General features: G+C 66.6%; 10 protein-coding genes. 5 read left to right on the top strand and 5 right to left on the bottom strand.

Annotated elements, in window-relative coordinates:
* The first annotated feature begins 118 nt into the window (after positions 1-118).
* Entirely contained in the window at positions 119-2,812 is a 2,694-nt protein-coding gene (locus B9C43_RS36250) for an exo-rhamnogalacturonan lyase family protein (RefSeq protein WP_084431266.1), read from the top strand.
* Positions 2,813-2,819: 7 nt separating this feature from the next.
* Here B9C43_RS36250 and B9C43_RS36255 read toward each other — a convergent pair whose 3' ends face one another.
* Both B9C43_RS36255 and B9C43_RS36260 read right to left on the bottom strand, forming a co-directional pair.
* The gene (locus B9C43_RS36255) at positions 2,820-4,115 is read right to left on the bottom strand and encodes a family 43 glycosylhydrolase (RefSeq protein ID WP_084431268.1); all 1,296 of its coding nucleotides are present in this window, start codon (positions 4,113-4,115) and stop codon (positions 2,820-2,822) included.
* Positions 4,116-4,168: 53 nt separating this feature from the next.
* Positions 4,169-4,951, bottom strand: coding sequence for a three-helix bundle dimerization domain-containing protein (locus B9C43_RS36260; protein WP_084431270.1), 783 nt, complete (start codon positions 4,949-4,951; stop codon positions 4,169-4,171).
* 66 nt (positions 4,952-5,017) lie between these two features.
* Between B9C43_RS36260 and B9C43_RS36265 the strand changes: the two genes are divergently transcribed.
* Positions 5,018-5,974: a 1-phosphofructokinase family hexose kinase gene (locus B9C43_RS36265; protein ID WP_235039063.1), complete on the top strand. Its 957-nt coding sequence runs from the start codon at positions 5,018-5,020 to the stop codon at positions 5,972-5,974.
* Between the two features lie 2 nt (positions 5,975-5,976).
* Positions 5,977-6,756 (top strand): 5'/3'-nucleotidase SurE, encoded by a 780-nt coding sequence (gene surE / locus B9C43_RS36270; RefSeq protein WP_084431274.1) that lies wholly within the window; start codon positions 5,977-5,979, stop codon positions 6,754-6,756.
* A 12-nt stretch (positions 6,757-6,768) separates the two neighbouring features.
* Here the strand turns inward: surE and B9C43_RS36275 are convergent, their stop codons facing one another.
* Positions 6,769-7,824: a glucose 1-dehydrogenase gene (locus B9C43_RS36275; RefSeq protein ID WP_033390887.1), complete on the bottom strand. Its 1,056-nt coding sequence runs from the start codon at positions 7,822-7,824 to the stop codon at positions 6,769-6,771.
* A gap of 523 nt (positions 7,825-8,347) precedes the next feature.
* Between B9C43_RS36275 and B9C43_RS36280 the strand changes: the two genes are divergently transcribed.
* Entirely contained in the window at positions 8,348-11,311 is a 2,964-nt protein-coding gene (locus B9C43_RS36280) for a 3-keto-alpha-glucoside-1,2-lyase-like domain-containing protein (RefSeq protein ID WP_084431276.1), read from the top strand.
* Positions 11,312-11,372: 61 nt separating this feature from the next.
* Here B9C43_RS36280 and B9C43_RS36285 read toward each other — a convergent pair whose 3' ends face one another.
* Positions 11,373-11,765, bottom strand: coding sequence for a hypothetical protein (locus B9C43_RS36285; RefSeq protein WP_143446847.1), 393 nt, complete (start codon positions 11,763-11,765; stop codon positions 11,373-11,375).
* Between the two features lie 587 nt (positions 11,766-12,352).
* Between B9C43_RS36285 and B9C43_RS36290 the strand changes: the two genes are divergently transcribed.
* A complete protein-coding gene (locus B9C43_RS36290; protein WP_143446848.1) occupies positions 12,353-15,907 on the top strand; it encodes an nSTAND1 domain-containing NTPase in 3,555 nt (1,184 codons plus the stop codon).
* On the opposite strand, the gene B9C43_RS36295 is transcribed toward B9C43_RS36290, so the two are convergent.
* Positions 15,904-16,524 carry a dihydrofolate reductase family protein gene (locus B9C43_RS36295; RefSeq protein ID WP_084431282.1) on the bottom strand — a complete coding sequence of 207 codons (621 nt, stop codon included), beginning with the start codon at positions 16,522-16,524 and terminating at the stop codon, positions 15,904-15,906. The genes B9C43_RS36290 and B9C43_RS36295 overlap by 4 nt on opposite strands.
* Positions 16,525-16,652: the final 128 nt, after the last annotated feature.

Genomic DNA, 16,652 nt, shown 5'->3' on the forward strand with positions numbered 1-16,652 from the left:
TCCAGGTTTTGTCTGATGTGGACACCCGTGGACGTGCGTCTTTCGTAGTTCCCCTTGCGTCGGAGCTGGGAAAGCGCTTTCCTGATAGCGCGATGCCGGACGGGAATGGAGCCGACGTATGTCCCCACTGACTCGACGGACCCTGTTGGCAAGCGGTACGGCATTGCCGCTGGCGTTGTCCGCGCCGGTTGCCGGGGCGGCGCAATCCAGCGAGCCGACGGAGGTTCGTTGGCTGGAAGGTGCTGCTCCGGCCGAGATGACCGGTGTGACGTGGGGACTGCCTTGGCCGAAGGGACAGCTGCGACCCGATCAGTCGTTCAGCCTCCGAACGGCCGATGGCATCGCCGTACCTGTGCAGACTTGGCCAACCGGCTACTGGCCGGACGGCTCGCTGAAGTGGAGTGCGCACGCCATCGCCGCGGGTGCACCAAGAGCAGAGCGATACTTGCTGACTCCAGGCCCTGCCGCGGTGCCGGCGAAGGCGGTTACCGTGACGCGTCAGGCCGGTCGGATCGTGGTGGATACGGGGATACTGCGGTGCGTGATCAACACGGGCGGGAAGGTGTTGATCGACACGGTCTCGCGTGCAGGCAAGGTGGTCGCGCGGACGGGCGAGTTGGTCTGCTTGCACCAGAACGATCCCGACGAGTTCGACGAGGGCGGCCGGAAGATCGAGCGGTACACCGGTGAGGTGCAGCGGGTAACGGTCGAACAGCACGGGCCAGTGCGTGCAGTCGTGCGGATCGACGGAAAACACCGCGCCAAGCACCGCGGCCGGGACTGGCTGCCGTTCACCATCCGGCTGTACTTCCACGCGGGCGCGGAGAACTTCCGGATGGTGCACAGCTTTGTCTTCGACGGCAACGCCACGAAGGACTTCGTCCGCGGGCTCGGTGTCCGCTTCCAGGTGCCGATGAACGACGAGCCGCACAACCGGCATGTCCGGTTCGCCAGTGCCGATGGTGGCTTGTTCACCGAGGCGGTACGTGGCATCACCGGGCTGCGCCGGGATCCGGGCTCGGCTGTCCGTGCCGCACAGGTCGCGGGGCGGGCAACGCCCGACGTGTCTACTTGGGACACACGGGTGAGCTCACGGCTGCAGCTGATCCCGGCCTGGGGTGACTACACGCTCAGCCAGCTCACCGCCGACGGGTTTGTGATCCGCAAGCGGACGAAGCCGGGCCACGGCTGGATCCATGCCGCCGCAGGCACTCGAGCGGGCGGCTTCGGGTACGTCGGCGGGGCGGGCGGCGGTTTCGCCTTCGGCATGCGCGACTTCTGGCAACTGCACCCGACACAGCTCGACATCCGCGGCGCGGCCGGAGCGGCGGCCGAGGTCACCCTGTGGTTGTGGGCGCCTGACGCCAAGCCCATGGATTTGCGGTTCTACCACGACGGCATGGGCATGGACACGTATCCGGAACAACTCGAAGGGCTGGAGATCACCTACGAGGACTACGAACCAGGATTCGGCGACCCGTACGGCGTTGCCCGGACCAGTGAGCTGATGTTCTGGGCGCTGGACGCCACCCCGTCGGCAGAACGGCTTGCCGCGCAGGCCGCTGTGGTCCGCATTCCGCCTTTGCTGGTCACGACGCCGCAGCGGATGCGCGACGCGGGCGTGTTCGGCGATTGGTCACCAGTGGACAGATCCAACCCCGCCCGGGCGCGGATCGAGGACCGGCTCGACTTCCTGTTCGACTTCTACCGCAAGCAAACCGACCAGCGCCGGTGGTACGGCTTCTGGGACTACGGCGACGTGATGCACACCTACGACAACGACCGGCATGAGTGGCGTTACGACATCGGCGGTTACGCGTGGGACAACTCGGAGCTCAGCACCGACCTGTGGCTGTGGTACAGCTACTTGAGAACAGGCCGGTCGGACATTTTCCGCATGGCCGAGGCGATGACGCGGCACACCGGCGAGGTCGACGTGTACCACATCGGCAAGTACGCCGATCTTGGCACACGGCACGGCGTGCAGCACTGGGCCGACAGCGCCAAGCAGTTGCGGATCAGCACCGCTGCCAACCGCAGGTTCCTCTACTTCCTCACCGCCGACGAACGCATCGGCGACCTGCTGCACGATCTGGTTGACGCGGACAAGACGTTCCTGGCCCTCGACCCGCTGCGCAAGATTCGTACGGAGCCGTATGAACCTGATCCCAAGGCGTTGGCCGTCAGCCTGGGAACCGACTGGGGTGCGCTCGCAGCCGCATGGTTCACCGAATGGGAACGTGGCGGCGATCCCGTCGCCCGGACCAAGCTGATCAACACGTGCACCGCGATCGGCAAGCTGAAGAACGGCTTCATCACAGGGGAAGGCCGATACGACATCACGACAGGCACGTTCGCCACCGACACGGTCGCTGTTTCCGTATCGCACCTCAGTGCCGTCTTCGGCCCGGTGGAAATGTGCAGCGAGATCATCGCAGCGGCCGACCTGCCTGAGTTCGAGCGTGCATGGCTGCAGTACTGCATCCTCTACAACGCCACGGCCGCCGAACAAATCGCCGCGGTTGGCCAGTCCTTCGGCAGCCTCAACCTCAAGCAGGCACACTCGCGGCTGACCGCCTACGCCGCGGCGAAGACGAACAATCCGACCCTCGCGGCTCGCGCGTGGACAGAGTTCGAACGAGGTGAGGCCGGTTATCCCTCGAACAGCCCGTGGACGAGTACCCGGATAACAGGCCCCGTGGTCCTCAACCCCGTTGACGAAGCGACATGGGTGTCGACCAACGCGACCGCCCAATATGGACTGGCCGCGATCCAGTGCCTGGCACTCGTCGGAGACAGGATCGCCGGTTAGCCGCGGGTCAAGACAGGTCGATGTGGTCCAGTTCGGCCCACCGTGACCGGTGCTGGAACCGCATCGTGTTCCAGCCGGCGTTCAGGTTCAGCTCCGCGGTTGTCTCGGTCCAGTTGCCCCAGCCGCGGTTGGGGTATGTCAGGACGAACTGCGTCGTTGCATTGACGGTCACGGTGTGTTCGGCATCGCCGTATCCTGCTGCGTAGCTGACGTGCGCCGTATAACCACCAGCGCGCGGAGCGTAAACCGTGATGTCGACCCAGCTGTCCGCGTGGTCGATCTTGCCGACGACCGCGCTTTGCGAGGCGCCGGGCACGCCGGACCGTATTTCGGCGTGGTTGATTGTCCCGTGCTCGGCCTCGTACCGCACGCGGCTACCTCGCACCACGGGAAAGTCGTTCGCCCATCCCATCTCCGCGGTGTACATCCATCGGGCTCCGTTGACCCAGCCGTGGAAGAAGATCTGGTCGGTATGCGCGTCCGCGCCGCCTGGACCTTGGACAGCACCGTTGAGTGCGGTGGTCGTCAGCAACGCTTTGGATGCCTTGGTGTATTTACCTCTGAGCGTGGGGGAGACGGCATAGTTGGTGAAGTAGTCGCTGCCGGCGAAGGACCCGGCCGAATAGAACAGCACGTACTGTGAACCGCGGCGGATCAGCGTCGGTGCTTCGACCACTCCTGCTTCGTGTGGTTGGTCGGCGCGGATCAGTTCGGTGCGTTCGCCGGTGAACGCGATGCCGTCGGCGGCCGTCTGCTGTAGCCAGATGTTCATCGGCTTGCCGACGTCTTTGCCTTCGTTCTTGTACAAGAGGTATCGGGCGCCATCACTGTCCAGAAAGGCGGCGGGGTCGATTTGGCCGCCCTCATCCGTCCTGCACACCAAGGGATTGCTGTCCGCCTCGAACGGGCCCGTGGGACTTGTCGACGTCGCGGCGCCAATGCACATCCGGCCGCCTGCCGCGGCGTTCGGTGCGCTGAAGTACATCAGGTAGCGGCCGTCCGCGCGACGGGACACGTCGGGCGCCCAGAAACCGCCATCCGCCGCCCAGGCCGGTTTGCCCGGCAGTGCATCGCCCCGCATCGTCCAGGGCCCGGTCGGGGAAGGTGCGCTGGCCACGGGGACCCTGCCGCGTGGGCTGCTGGTCGAATACGCGAAGAAGGAGCCGTCGGCGTGCAGGACGTCCGGGTCGGCGAAGTTCTCGTTGATCACCGCAATGGGTGACACGGTGGCTGCCGTCGCCGCCGTGATGGTGACCGAACCCAGCAAGAGGGAGAACGCCAGGCCAAGCAGGAACGTCCGCATACCTCCGAATTACCCCGGTGCGGCAACCTCAGCAACACGAGCACCTTGCGCGTTCATGCCGCTGTGCGACGTAGCAGCCGGTGGGTGCGCCGGACGGCCGCCAAGCGCTCGTCGAGGTTGATCGCGAGAGCGCGGACCACTGGATCGTCGGGGCCTCGCCGTTGGTGGATCTCGGCGATCCGGTCGTCCACGGTCGTGGGATGCCCGTCCGGGCCAGTGGTCATGTCGCAGTACCACAGCGCGTCTCTGAGTCGTCCGCGATCGTCCTCGAACTCTGCGAGGTCGTCGGCAAAGCCGAGTAACTGGGCGACAGCCGCTGCGCCGGAGTGGTATGCCACGAGGCCGCACAAACGTCGGGAGACACCAGCGCGGAGCAGGTACTGCGCGCCGTCGAGCGAGTGCAATCCCGTGTTGGCCACCTCGGGGGCGTAACCGATGTCGTGCAACCATGCCGCCGCGACGAGAAGATCCTGGTCAGCCGGTGCAAGAACGCGTGCCACCTGCTCGGCGCGGCGCGCCACCCCTTCGGTGTGTGCCCATCGGCGGGGCAGGTGCTGCGCGAGTAGCCGCCTTGCGGTATTCCGCGCCCAGTTCGACAGGCACGTTCCGGTCATTCCCGGCGAATCGGCCGGAAAGTCCCGTGCGGATGCCCGCACCGCGCGTTCCACCAGCAATGGCACGAAGTCCTGCACCGGGGCGTCGCCCAGCCGTGCGTGCGCCTGCTGGACCCACTCGTGCACCAGGCTCGGCGGCACCCGGTCGTGCTCTCTGAGCAGGCGGTTTTCCAGGCGCCGGATCTGCTTGTCCGTCTGACGCCGCCGCACTGCTGCCGACATGGTCGTCAGCAACCTTTCCCGCCATTCACTGCACTACCGTAAGCCCACGCGGGTACAGAACAAGGTGTGGGGAAACCAGACAAGAGGGTGACCGTCTTCGCGCCGTCACCACAGCTGACCGTTACGGTCGAAGAAACCGATGGCACACCTGATCTGCACCTGCACCCGGGAGGGCAGGGCATCTGGCAGGCCCGGATGATCTCCGCCCTGGGCACGCCAGTCGTGTTGTGCTGCACGTTCGGCGGCGAGACAGGGTCGGTGCTGAGGCATTTGGTGGGTGGGCACGACATCGAAGTCCTCGAGCGACCGGTCGCCGCACGCAACGGAGCCTACGTCCATGATCGGCGCGATGGCGCTCGCTCCGAGATCGCGGAGATGCCTCCGGACGCCCTAACTCGGCACGAACTCGACGATCTGTACGAGATGACCGTGGTGACAGCGCTGGAGTCCGGGATCGCAGTGCTGAGCGGCGCCAGCGGTGAGCAGAACGAGCAGGTCGTACCCGCTTCGGTGTACGAGCGGCTGTCCAAGGACCTCAGCGGCAACAACTGCCAGGTCGTGGTCGACCTCGCTGGGCCTCGGCTGACCGCGGCGCTGAAAGGCGGTCCGGCCGTGGTGAAGGTCAGCCACGAAGAACTCGTGGCGGACGAACGCGCGAACAGCGACTCGGTGGATGACCTGCTCAAGGCGGCTCGCCAGATCGCGGACTCCGGCACACGGCTGGTGGTCATCTCACGTGCCGCGGAGCCTGCGTTGGTGTTGATGGACAACGAGGCGTTCACCGTGGACGCACCTTCGCTCGAGCCAGTGGACAGCCGGGGCGGCGGTGACTCCATGACCGCGGCCATCGCCGCGGGGCTGGCTCAGGAGATGGACATCATGGACGCGTTGCGGCTCGGTGCGGCCGCGGGAGCGATCAACGTGACCCGGCACGGTCTGGGAACCGGCAGCAACGAGGCCATCCGGAAACTGGCCGCGCAGGTCTCGGTCGATCGAGTGAACGGCGAGAAGGAGGACGAGTAGCGATGGCGGTGTCGCCCCGGGTGTTGATCACGAATGACGATGGCATCGATTCCCCCGGTCTTGCTGCCCTCGCACGTGTTTCGCATGAGTGCGGCTGGCACACGGTCGTCGCCGCTCCCGCCGAGGAAGCCAGCGGTACCAGCGCTGGGCTGAGTGCGGCCGCCGCGGACCGGCAGGTTGTGGTGGAACGGCGCAGCCTGCCTGACTTGCCGGATGTCGAGGCGTACGCGGTCGCGGCGCATCCCGGTTTCATCGCGTTGACGGCGTGTTTCGACGGGTTCGGCAGCAGGCCGGATGTGGTGCTGTCCGGGATAAACCGGGGCGCCAACGTGGGACGGGCGATTCTGCATTCCGGCACGGTCGGTGCCGCGATGACGGCCGGGATCAACGGCGCGCGGGCATTGGCGGTCTCCCTGGACGTCGGCTTGGGTCAAGACGCCGAACCGCACTGGGAGACCGCGGCTGAGCTGGTGCGTCGCCTCTTGCCCACAGTGGCGCGGCTCGATCAGGGCCGGGTGCTCAACCTCAACGTTCCCAACGTCCCAGCACTCAGCGAGGCGCGAGCACCGCGGTGGGCGACGGTGGCGACCTATGGCCGCGTGCAGTCAAAGGTCACTCGGGCCGGCGAGAACATCATCGAGCTCGGATCCGTCGAGGTGGACGGCGAACTGGAGCCGGGAACCGACGCGGCGCTGCTGGCCGACGGCCATCCGACCATCACCGCACTACGTTCGATCCGAGAGGACGACGACCTGATGGGGCGCAGCCTGCCCTGGCACTGAGCGCCGAAGGCATCACGAGTTGTTCAGCGTGATGACCACTTTGACATCGTCGTCCGTGGTGTCGAACGCCTCGGCGAACCGGTGCAGCGGCAGCCGACGGGTGATCAGGCCGCGCAACCAGTTCTCGTCGGCTGCCACCAGCGCGTCGGCCGCCAGTTGGTAGTGCCGCAAGTTGGCGTTGACCGACCCGATGATGGCGTCGTTCTCCAGCACCAGCTGGCGGCTGAGCGCTCCGGCGTCGATCGGGATCGTCCGTCCTTGTGGCGATACGCCGGTCAGACAGACGATGGCGAACCGTGCTGTGTGGGCTATCGCGTCGAACACCACGCGTCCTGCCCCGGTCGCTTCGATGACGATGTCCGGCTGGATCCGTGCGGCGACCGCGTCCGCGGAGTCATGATGGTAGGTCGCGCCCAGTGCGTGGGTCAGGCGTGGTTTCGGTCCGCTGGTCACCCGATCGAGCACATGCACGTCGAGGCCTTGTTGCGTCCCGAGCATCGCCGCAAGCAGCCCGATGGGGCCCGCACCTGTCACGAGCACCCGCTGCGGTTCGAACCACGCCCGTTGGCCGACACGGTGGATCTGCTCCCATGCTTTGGCCACCACAGTCGTGGGTTCCATCAGCACACCCACGTGTTCCAGACGAGGATCGAGTTTCACCGCGTAGTCGTGTTCCACGCACCAGAGTTCACTGGCGTACCCGTCGAGCTCTTTGATGCCGCGTTCGGTGTACCGGCCGTTGCGGCACATGTCGAATTCGCCTGCGCCACAAGCCCCGCACGGCACGGGATCAGGCCGCCGGACCACACCGACGACCAGGTCACCGGGGACAAATCCGCTGTCCGGCGGTGCCTGCCGGACTCGGCCAAGCGACTCGTGCCCCAGCACCAGCCGACTGCGGCCGGGTGGTGGCGAGCCGAACTCGCCGCGGACAATTTCCTTGTCAGTGCCGCAGACACCGACTGCCAACCCCTCCACCAGCAGCTCATGCTGTGCTGGCTCAGGATCGGGCAGCTCGGCCAGAGCCAGGGAGCCCGCCTGCGGCGGTTGCACGGTCAGCGCAAGCACGACTTACCCCTAACCGCCTGAACACGCGCTCCAAAAAGGTCAGCGCACGGTATCAGCCGACTGCATGGCAGGCTCGCTGATCACGGTCAAACGACGGGTTCGTTCACCCGGTGACACCCGTTGCGACGGTCGCGAGCCTCGTCGACGCTCCGGCGCTGGAAGGTTGCGATGTCATGAGCGAGCGGCTGGACCGCTGTGGACAGTGGGGTCTTCGTGAGTGGCGGCGGTGCACAGCTTGCTTCGAGTATCGGCCACGTCATGGCCACCGACGAGATCCCTGCATGGCGGGCAAAGCAGCGTCGCGGAGCAGATGGTGCTCGGATGCAGCCGATGGGCGTCGAGGGACTGATGCGGGTTCATCTGCCCGGTCCACTCGTTCACTTTTGTCGATCGTTGCGCCAAGTGGCCGAACTTTCGCTCTGGGTCACGGTTCTTTTGTTGACTTCTGACGGAAGTCGTTCTCTTCTGTGAGGGCGGGGTCCTTGCGAAGGGCCCCGTCATCGGCCCTCAAGGAGGAGGCGTCATGCCGCCAGTCGCTGCCCTGCTTGCCGCTGCCATCGCAGTGCCCTTACTTCCCATCCCAGCGTCCGCCCAGTCCGACATCCCGCCTCAGGAACCGGGCGTGACGATGCGTGTATTCGACGTGCAGGTTCCGCTGAACGACTACTGCAAGCTCAAACCAGGTCAGACGCCCAACGTCGACAAGTTGATGCCGACGATCGACTGGGTGAACAACGCGGACTTCGGGATCGCTGATCGATTTGTCACCGAAGTAAGCGCTTACCTTCACGTCGCCACGGCCGGAACCTACGACTTCCGGCTCACAAGTGACGACGGCGCCCGGTTCCTGCTCGACGGCACCCAGGTGATCGACCACCCCGGCCGCCACGGCGCCACCCCGAAGGACGGTTCGGCCCAGCTGACCGCAGGTCATCACGCGCTGCGCATCGACCACTTCGACGCCGACTTCGACCAACGGCTGAAGCTCGAGTGGCGACCGCCAGGCGCGACCGACTACGCCCTGGTGCCGAACTCGGCGCTGAGCACGGACGCCGACGTCGTCCGTGTCACCTCGCCCGGCCGCAAGCAGTGCGAGGGTGTCACGGACGCTCCCGGCGACGGCCTGCCGTTGACCGATGTGCACCCGGGCTACACGCTGACGAACCTGCGTCCGGCTGGCTTTGAGCCGCAGGTCACCGGTATGGATTGGCTGCCGGACGGACGGCTGGCCATCTCCACTTGGGGCGGCGACCGGCTGACCGTGCTCGGCGAGGTGTTCTTGCTCGACGGCGTCACCGGCAACACCGATCCGTCGAAGGTGAGCATCAAGCGGATCGCCCACGGTCTCCGGGAACCAATGGGGCTCAAGTACGTCGACGGCACCGTCTACGTGTCCGAGAAGCACCAGTTGACCGCGCTCGTCGACAACACCGGTGACGAGGTCGCCGACGAGTACCGCAGGATCGCGACCTGGCCGTTCGGCGGCAACTACCACGAGTTCGCGTTCGGTCTGCTGTACAAGGACGGGTACTTCTACGTCACCACGGGCATCGCGATGGTCCCCGGCGGCGCGACCGCCAACCCGCAGCCCGTACCCAACCGGGGCAGCACCCTCAAGATCGACAAGAACACCGGCGACGTGTCCTATGTGGCCGGTGGGCTGCGCACACCCAACGGCCTGGGTTGGGGGCCTGAGGGCGACGTCTTCGTCACCGACAACCAAGGCATGTGGGTACCGGCGTCGAAGCTGGTGCGGATCAAGCACCGCGCTTTCTACAACCACTACACGAACCCGACCGGCCCGTTCGACGCCCAGCCGGTGACCGAGCCTGTGCTTTGGTTGCCGCACAACGAGATCTCCAACTCGCCGAGCAACCCGATCGTCCTGCCCAACGGTGTGTTCGAGGGCCAGATGGTGTTCGGCGACGTGACTTATGGCGGCCTGCAACGCGCGTACCTGGAGAAGGTCGGTGGCGAGTACCAGGGCGCGGTGTTCCGCATGACACAAGGGCTTGAGTCCGGGGTGAGCCGGATCAGCCTCGGCCCGGACGGCGCGATCTACACCGGCGGCATCGGCTGGGCAGGCAACTGGGGCCAGGCGGGCAAACTCAAGCACGGCCTGCAGAAGCTCAGCCTCAACGGCGCCAGCGCGTTCGACATCCACAGCATGCGGGCCATCAACGGCGGCTTCGAACTCCAGTACACGCAGCCGCTGTCCGACGAGACCGCGAAAGACCTCGCCGCGAAGTACAAGGCTCAGCAGTGGCGGTACGTCGCGACGCCTCAGTACGGCGGACCGAAGGTCGATGAGGAGACCCTCGGCGTCACTTCGGCGACGCTGTCGGCCGACCGCAAGAAGGTGACGCTGCAGATCGCGGGCTTGAAGCCGGGCCGCGTGGTGTACCTGCGCTCGCCGCGCCCGTTCACCTCGGCATCCGGTGCGGAACTGTGGAGCACCGAGGCGTGGTACACCCTCAACCGGCTGCCCGACGGCACCACCGCCCCACAGGAGTACGAGGCGGAGTCCGCCAGGTTGACCGGCGGGACGGGGTGGAACACCAACCACACCGGCTATTCGGGCGCAGGTTTCGTCGACCGCAACTGGGAACCGGGCAGCAGCACCACGTTCGCCGTCCACCCCGCGCGGGCCGGCCGCCACGACATCGCCCTGCGGTACGCGAACGGCCCGAACCCCAGCCCCACCCCGGTCTCGAAGTCGATGAGCCTGTACGTCAACGGCAAGAGGGAGAAACAGATCTGGCTTGCCGCCACCGGAAGCTGGAGCAAGTGGGCGACACACGTGGAGACGGTGACGCTGCGCCCTGGCCCGAACACCATCTCCTACGTCTACGAGCCGACTGACACCGGCCACGTGAACCTGGACAAGATCACGATCGGGCTGACCAACCGGGTCACGTTGTTCAACGGCGCCAACCTCGACGCTTGGGAGACGACATCCGGCGCCCCCGCGACGTGGCCGGTCGCGAACGGGTTGATGGAGTCGTTCGGCGGCGACATCCGTACGAAGGAACGGTTCGGAGACTTCCGCATGCACGTCGAGTGGTACGAGCCGGACTACCCGCCGGAGGTCACCGGGCAAGCCCGCGGCAACAGTGGCGTGTACATCTACGAGAGCTACGAACTGCAGGTGCTGGAGTCCCACGGCCGACCGCCGGAGCTCAACGGCGCCGGTTCCATCTATCTGAAGAAGGCGCCTGACGTGAACGCGGCAGCGCCGACCGGTACGTGGCAGACCTACGACATCGAGTTCCGCGCCGCGCGCTTCGACACAGCGGGCAAGAAGGTGGAGAACGCGCGGATAACCGTGTGGTGGAACGGAAAGCTGGTGCACAACAACGTCGCCATCGACGGCCCGACCGGTGCGGGCAAGCCGGAAAACCCCGCCCCAGGCCAGATCAAGCTGCAGGACCACGGCGACCCCGGCGCCAACCCGCGGTTCCGCAACATCTGGATCGAACGGCGCTGACGCCTGGCTCACGCAACAGCATCCCTCGGCAACGACGGGATGCTGTTGCGTGACCCTCAGGTCAGACAATGTCGACCTGGCAGTACGGCGCGCCGCCGACCACGGTGCAGCGAACCTCGTGGTAGTCCTCGATCTTGAACCACACGTCGCCAGGAACCCAGCCGTACGAACTCACGTAGTACCTGGACACGTTCTCCACCTGGAACCCGTCGGTGTCGAAGAAGAAACCGCGGATGTCGGAGTCGCTCTTGCCGGAAGGCAGCCAGTACTCGCGACAGGTGAACGAACCCGCGTTCCTGGTCGAGCAGCGATGACTGCCGCCCACCCCGAACTCCGCGATCTTCACCGGCCAAACGGCTGGCAGGCGGTTGTCGATGTTGCCCCACGCGCCAGGATCGGCGTGCGCGGGCTGCGCAATCACGAGCGAGAGCCCGATCGTGCCTGCGACCGCCACCACAAGCGAAGTTACGCGTCGAACCACTGTGAGTTTTAAGAAACTCATTGTCTCCCCATCCCAAGGACGCAAAGAAACTCCAAGCGCCGCGCGGCACAAGCTGTTCGTTCCCGCGAGCGGCGGTGTCATATCTAGCACCTGACGGTCTTCTTGACGGCAGAATTGATCGCTGAACAAACAAAATCGGACAAAGGGCGTAGGGTCGGCGAGGTCCCCCTGTGCGGCCCGGCAGTGGCGGTCTTCCTGCACGTGGCAAAGATTTCCGCAATGTGCACGGGTTGTTCAGTGCCCGGCCCCGCGGTGGACAACTAGGTTGTCCGGTGTGACGGTTCGGTGGCCGCAGCCGATGCACAGGTCGGCGCGGCCGGGGATTTGTGCGGGCATTTGGCGGAGCATGGAAGGTGGGGGGCATGGGCAGGCGTGAGCGTCCGCTTGACCCAGATGCAGGGTCATTACAGCGTTTCGCATTCGAGCTGCGGCAGTTGCGTTCAGTGGCCGGACAACCTGGTTATCGGGAATTGTCCAGACGCGCGCACTATTCAATTACAGCGTTAGCCGAGGCCGCGGGTGGGCAGACATTGCCGTCGTTGGCCGTCACGTTGGCGTATGTGCAGGCGTGTGGCGGCGATCGGCAGGTATGGGAGACGCGTTGGCGGGAGCTGGCCGAGGAGCTGGCACTCGCCAACGCGGACCCGGCGGACCCCGACGCGTCGCCTTACCTCGGGCTGGCCGCGTTCCAGCCCGGCGACGCCGACCGGTACTTCGGCCGCGACAGCCTGGTCGATCATGTCGTCCACAAGGTCGCCCAGACACCGGTCGTCGCGGTGTTCGGAGCGTCGGGCAGCGGGAAGTCGTCGTTGATCCGCGCGGGCCTCATCCCAGCGACACGCGGACATTCCGCGTTCTCCGGGCACCCGTGGTCCTGCGTTCTGTTGACTCCCACCAGTCAGCCGCTTCGGGAACTCGCCCACGCCGTCGCCGAGGTGTGCGGCACAGAACCCGAGCGTGCCGAGCCAGGCTGGCTCGGCCGGGCACTGCGTCAGGCCGACCCCACTGGTGGCACCCGGGTTCTGCTGGTCGTCGACCAGTTCGAGGAGTTGTTCACCCTGTGCCCGGACGCGGGTGAACGGGTCGAGTTCATCGATGCCCTGCTCGACGCCGCCTGCAACACCGACGGGGTGGTGCACGTCGTGCTGGGTGTCCGCGCCGACTTCTACGGGCACTGCGCGACCCACCCTGGCCTGCTGAAGACGCTGGGCGAAGGCGCGCAGGTGCTGGTCGGTCCGATGACCCGGGACGAGCTGCGGTCCGCGATCACCGGGCCCGCCGCGATGGCCGGACTGACCGTCGAGCGGGAACTCGTCGCCACGATGATCGCCGACATTGCCGACGAACCCGGCGGGTTGCCGCTGCTGTCGCACGCACTGCTGGAAACGTGGCGGCACAGGCGGAACAACACGATGACCAGAGCGGGCTACCACGTGTGCGGCGGCGTGCACGGCGCCCTCGCGCAGACCGCCGAACGCCTGTACGCCGAATTCGATGCTGCCGAACAAGAGGTGGCTCATCGGATCTTCCTGCGTCTGACCGCGCTCGGCGACGGCACCGAAGACACTCGGCGCCGCGCACGCCACGGCGAGCTGGCCACCGTCGGCGACCCGAGCACGGTGACCCGGGTGCTGGACAAACTCGCCGCTGCCCGGCTCGTCGTCATCGGCACCGACAGCGTCGAGGTCGCGCACGAGGCGTTGATTCGCGCCTGGCCTCGGCTGCGCCGGTGGCTCACCGATGACCGCGACAGTGTGCTGCTGCACCGCCGGATCACCGACGCGACCCAGGTGTGGCAGTCCTCGGGGCGTGACCCCGGGTTGCTCTACCAGGCCACCCAACTCGACCAGGCGCTCGCGTGGGCCGGCCAGACGCACCGGGCGTCGGCTCTCAACGCCGATGAACGTGAATTTCTTGACGCCGCAACGCGGTTGCGGGAAAAGCAGGTTCGATCCCGGAGACAGCGCACGCTTCGGCTGCGGGTGGCCACGGCAGTCGTTGTGGCGGTGCTCGCCGCTGCCTCCGTCATCACCTGGCAGCAACGTAACGACGCCCGTGATCAGCATCGGGTGGCGGTCGCGCGCCAACTTGTCGCCGAGGCCACCGCGTTGCGTGAAATCGATCCGCTGCGCGCCGCACAACTGAGCCTGATCGCATGGCGGATCGCGCCGGACGTTCCGGCCACTCGGGACAGTCTGCTCAGCGTCCAGGCTTATCCGTTGCCCACTCGGCTGCTCGGGCACGCCGGTGAGGTACGCGACGTGGCGTTCAGCCCGGACGGGCGCCTTCTGGCGACGGCGGCGGGAGACTCGACCGTGCGCTTGTGGGACACCGCGTCCCGCCAACCGGTCGGCACACCATTGACCGGTCACACCGGCATGGTGAACGGTCTGGCCTTCAGTCCCGACGGGACCACCTTGGCATCAGCGTCCGCTGACCGGACCGTGCGGCTGTGGGACATCGCGCGTCACAGACCGATCGGTGATCCCATGACGGGGCACACGAACACCGTCACCAGCATCGCGTTCAGCCCCAACGAGCGCTTGCTCGTCACCGGCAGCGCCGACGGCACCGTCCGAACCTGGGACATCACCAGCCGGACCCCGGTCGGTGAGCCGATGTCCGGGCACAAAGGCCCGATCACCGCGGTCGCGCTCAGCCCGGACGGCGTCACGGCGGCCACGTCGAGCAACGACAAGACGGTGCGGCTGTGGAATGTGGTGACCCGGACCCCGATCGGTGACCCGTTGACCGGGCACACCAGCGTGACCAACGGCGTCGCGTTCAGTCCTGACGGCCAGACCCTCGCTTCGACCAGTGGCGACAAGACGGTGCGGCTGTGGAATGTGGCGACCCGGACCCCGATTGGCGATCCGTTGACCGGGCACACCAACGTCACTTACGGCGTCGCGTTCAGCCCGGACGGTCGTACGCTGGCCACCAGCAGCTGGGACAAGACGGTGCGGATCTGGGACACCACCAGCCGACGGCAGCAGGGCACCGCGCTCATCGGGTCCACGAGCAGCGTCTTCAACATCGCGTTCAGCCCGGACGGTTCCGCGCTCGCAGGCGGCGACTCAGACAGCTCGATACTCGTCTGGTCATTGCGGGGAACCCTTGTGCCCGCGCACGCTGACGCCGTCTACGCCGTGGCGCTGAGCCCCGAAGGCCGTGTCCTCGGTACCGCCGCGGACGACAGGAAGGTGCGGTTATGGGAGACCTCCACGCACAAAGAACTCGTCGCACCTCTCACCGGGCACACCGCCGAAGTCCGCGCGATGGCGTTCAGCCCGCAGGGCGGGATCCTCGCGACGGGTAGCTGGGACGGAACCCTGCGGCTGTGGGACGCCGCCAACCGCGCACCGATCGGCACGCCCCTCACCGGACATGTCGACTGGGTCCGTGGCCTGGCATTCAGTCCCGACGGGCACCTGGTCGCCACCGCGGGCATGGACATGACGGTTCGGTTGTGGAACGTGGCCACTCGCGCGCCTTTCGGGCCGCCGCTCACCGGGCACACGAACTCCGTGACCGGGATCGCGTTCAGCCCCGACGGTCGCAGCCTGGCGACCGCCGCCAACGACAAGACAATCCGTCTGTGGAACGTGCCCACCCGAAACCCAGTCGGCGAACCGTTGACAGGCCACACCAGCGTCGTGCGCGATGTCGTGTTCAGCCCTGACGGCAAGCTTCTGGCCAGCGCGGGGGACGACAAGACCGTCCGCCTATGGGATGTAGAAAGCCGCGCGCTGATCGCCACGCTCGAAGGCCACACCGGCGAAGTCCTCAAACTGGCCTTCTCCCCGGACGGGCGCGAGCTGGCCAGCACATCCCTGGACAAAACGGTCCGACTGTGGAGCACGACCGGCCGGTCGACGACGACGGTCCTCAGCGCGAGCACCGGCCTCGCGGGCGTCGCATACACCCCCGACGGCCTGGTGACCGGTGGGGTCACCGGCAACGTCCTGCTGTGGACCACCGACGTCACGCGTACAGCCGACTACGTGTGCGCGGCCACGGGTTCCGACCTGTCCGACGATGAGTGGCGCAGGTATTTGCCGACGTGGCCAAGGATGGAGGTATGTCCCGGTTAGGAGAGCACGCGGTAGGTCACGTGTGTGACCGAGGTTGCCGCTCGCGACTTCACTTGCTCGAGGTTCAGCGGCGGGACGCCCTCGAACAGCCGCGTGCCCGCCCCGAGCGTGAACGGCACGATGTGCAGCCGCAGCTCGTCGACCAGGCCGGCGGTGAGGTACTGGTTGATGGTGGTCGCGCCGCCCACGATCGTGACGTCGCCGTCGCCTGCAGCCGCCCGTGCCTGTTCCAGCGCCGACTCGATTCCGTCGGTGACGAAGTGGAACGTGGTGCCGCCGTCCATCGGCTGCGGGTCGCGCTCGTGGTGGGTGAGCACGAAAACCGGGGTGTGGAACGGCGGATTGTCGCCCCACCAGCCGTTCCACGGCCGATCCCACTCGCCACGCACGGGGCCGAACATGTTGCGCCCCATGATGAACGCGGCGGCGGCGGCCATCTGGTCGATCTCGGCCTGGTTCTCCTCGGGAGAGTCGAACATCCAGGCGTGCAGCTTGCCGCCCGTGCCGTCACTGCCGTCGTCGCCGAACGGTCGCTCCTCGGTCTGGTTGAGCCCGGCGGAGTACCCGTCGGCCGAGATCGTGATGTTGCAGTTGACCTGGCCCGTACGTGTGGTCATCGCGCTGTCCTCCTACTCGTGGCGACCTGCCGTCGCCTTCGCGCCATGCAGACTCACGAGACAGCGGAAACTCATCGCTGTGCGAACAGGCCACCGATCCGCTGGGTCCGCTCGCCGCAACGAGCGGA

Source organism: Kibdelosporangium aridum (assembly GCF_900176515.1).
Classification (GTDB): Bacteria; Actinomycetota; Actinomycetes; order Mycobacteriales; family Pseudonocardiaceae; genus Kibdelosporangium; species Kibdelosporangium aridum.